This is a genomic window from Streptomyces sp. NPDC007162 (genome assembly GCF_040634175.1).
Classification (GTDB): Bacteria; Actinomycetota; Actinomycetes; order Streptomycetales; family Streptomycetaceae; genus Streptomyces.
In genome coordinates this window covers 1-2,105 of record NZ_JBEYFC010000900.1, presented here as the reverse complement: position 1 = coordinate 2,105, position 2,105 = coordinate 1, and the positions used below count along the sequence as shown (strand labels likewise).

2 protein-coding genes are annotated in these 2,105 nt (G+C 69.4%); both read right to left on the bottom strand.

What is annotated here, in order from left to right; genetic code table 11:
• Nucleotides 1–68 precede the first annotated feature (68 nt).
• Nucleotides 69–1,277 carry a cytochrome P450 gene (locus ABZ646_RS45575; RefSeq protein ID WP_360533401.1) on the bottom strand — a complete coding sequence of 403 codons (1,209 nt, stop codon included), beginning with the start codon at nt 1,275–1,277 and terminating at the stop codon, nt 69–71.
• Nucleotides 1,278–1,300: 23 nt separating this feature from the next.
• Nucleotides 1,301–2,105 (bottom strand): PDR/VanB family oxidoreductase (locus ABZ646_RS45570; protein ID WP_360533398.1); only part of this gene is annotated, 805 nt, incomplete at its 5' end.

The following is a 2,105-nucleotide window of genomic DNA, read 5'->3' as shown; positions in this document are numbered from 1 at the left end:
GCCGCACAAAACACACCCCCCCACCCGGCCCCAGGCTGGACCACCGGCGCGGGCCCGGCCCCCCCGCCTCAGCTGAGCTGGACGTGGATCTCGGGGGCCCCGCGGAAGAACCAGCCCTGGACCCTGGGCGGGCGGGCCTCGTCGAGTCGGAGGTCCGGGAACGCTGCGAACAGCTCTTGAAGGGCGACTCGCACGATCTGCGGAGCGAGGGCACTGCCCGCGCACGCGTGCCTGCCGAGGCCGAACGCCAGGTGCGCGTGGGCGGGGCGATCCAGATCGAAGCGGTCCGGCTCGGTGAATTCGGCGGGATCCCGGTTCGCGGAACCGTAGGCCATCCAGACGGTGTCCCCGCGGCGAATCCGTGCGCCCTCGATCTCGACATCCTCGACGCAGACCCGCGATGCTCCGCCGTAGAGCGGGCTGAGCCACCGCATCCCCTCAACGATCGCCCGCGGGAGCAGGGCCGGATCGGCCATCACACGCGCTAGCTGGGCAGGATCCGTGGCCAGCCCGAGCAGGGTGCTCCCGCAGGCGTGCCCAGGTTCCTGGAGACCGCCCATCAGCACGATGAGCACTGACGGCAGTACCGTCTCCAGCGCGCGCGGGTCGCCCGTCGCCCGGCCACTGTTCAGCATTCGGTGGATGGGACTGCCGACTGTCGCGCCCTCACGTCGTTCCAAGTCCTGCAAGTACTGGGTGATCTCCTCGCGCGCCGCGTCCGCGCCCCGGAAACCCTCCGGGTTGGCGAAGGCACCGTCCGGGTTCACCGCCATGTTCTGTGTTCCGACGGACAGGTCGTGGAACCAACGCCGCAGGGTGTCCGCATCCACGTCGAAACCGTACGCGTCGGCGACCGAGCGCACACTCAGCGGCTCGAAGTAATCCGCCATCAGCTCCGCTCGGTCCCGGCCGCGCAGCGACTCGAGATACGTGCGGGCGGCCGGTCCGACTTTGCTCGAGACCAGGTCCCGTACGGCCCGAGGTCCCACCGGGCTCCCGACGGCCTCGCGCAGGTCGCTGTGCAGGTCGCCGTCGGCACCGAGCACATGCGGGGTGCCGTACACGCGCTCGTGCACCGGACTGGTTCCGCCGCTGAAAGTCCGGTCGTCCTCGGCGACGCGCCTGCAGGCGCGGTAGGTCGTGACGAGCCACCCGCCGATTTTCGGGATCCATGCCACAGGAGCCTCGGACCGGAGGCGCGCCGCGATCGCGTCGGCGTCTGAGGCCAGGTCCTCCAGGGTGAGCTCGGACACCCAAGCCGGCTCGGCGGTTCGCATCGTGGTCACTGGATCCTCCTTGATCACAGGTCGAGAGTGAGACGTGGCGTTCGAGAACGCGAGACACAGATCAGGATCGAGGCACCTGACTGCCGTTCAGCTGGGGAGAGAAAGGTGTCGCGGTGGTCGGGAACCCCGTCGAGAACCGGGGTCTCGCACGTGCCGCACGTCCCGGTCCGACAGGAGGACAACACGAACGCACCGGCCCGCTCCACCGCCTCGAGGATCGTTTCATCCGATGCCACGGACACGTGGATCCCGCTGGTGGCGAGCTCGACTTCGATGGTGTTGCCGCCTGTCTCGGCAGGCGGCCGGAACCTTTCGACGCTGAGCAGAGACGGGTCGGTCACGAGCCGGGAGACCTCGTCGATCATGCCCGAGGGGCCGCAGCAGTACACCCGCGCGCCCCTGCGCGACGCGTCCGCCACGATCGCTGCGAGCGGCAGCGGCCCGTACCGGTCCTCGGGATGGATCGACACACGATCGCCGTGGTCGGCGAGCTCGCTGACGAACGGCATGGCAGACACATGGCGTCCGCCGTAGTGGAGCGTCCAGTCGCGCCCATCAGCCAACGCCCGTTGAATCATGGGCAGGAAGGGGGTGATGCCTATGCCACCGGCCACGAATGCGAGCGGGCGCCGATCGTCGACGAGAGGAAAGGAGTTCCGGGGTGACGAGACGGTGATCGCGTCCCCCACACCGACCTCGTCGTGGAGGCGGGAGGAAACCCGTCCCTCCGCTATCCGGCGGACGGCGAACCGGTACCGCGCGCGGTCGGACACGTCCCCGATCAGAGAGTACTGGCGGACGAGTCCCGCAGCGAGGTAC

Coding starts and splice junctions, on each gene's coding strand:
- ABZ646_RS45575 (WP_360533401.1), bottom strand. CDS start 1,277: ATGCGAACCGCCGAGCCGGCTTGGGTGTCCGAGCTCACCCTGGAGGAC.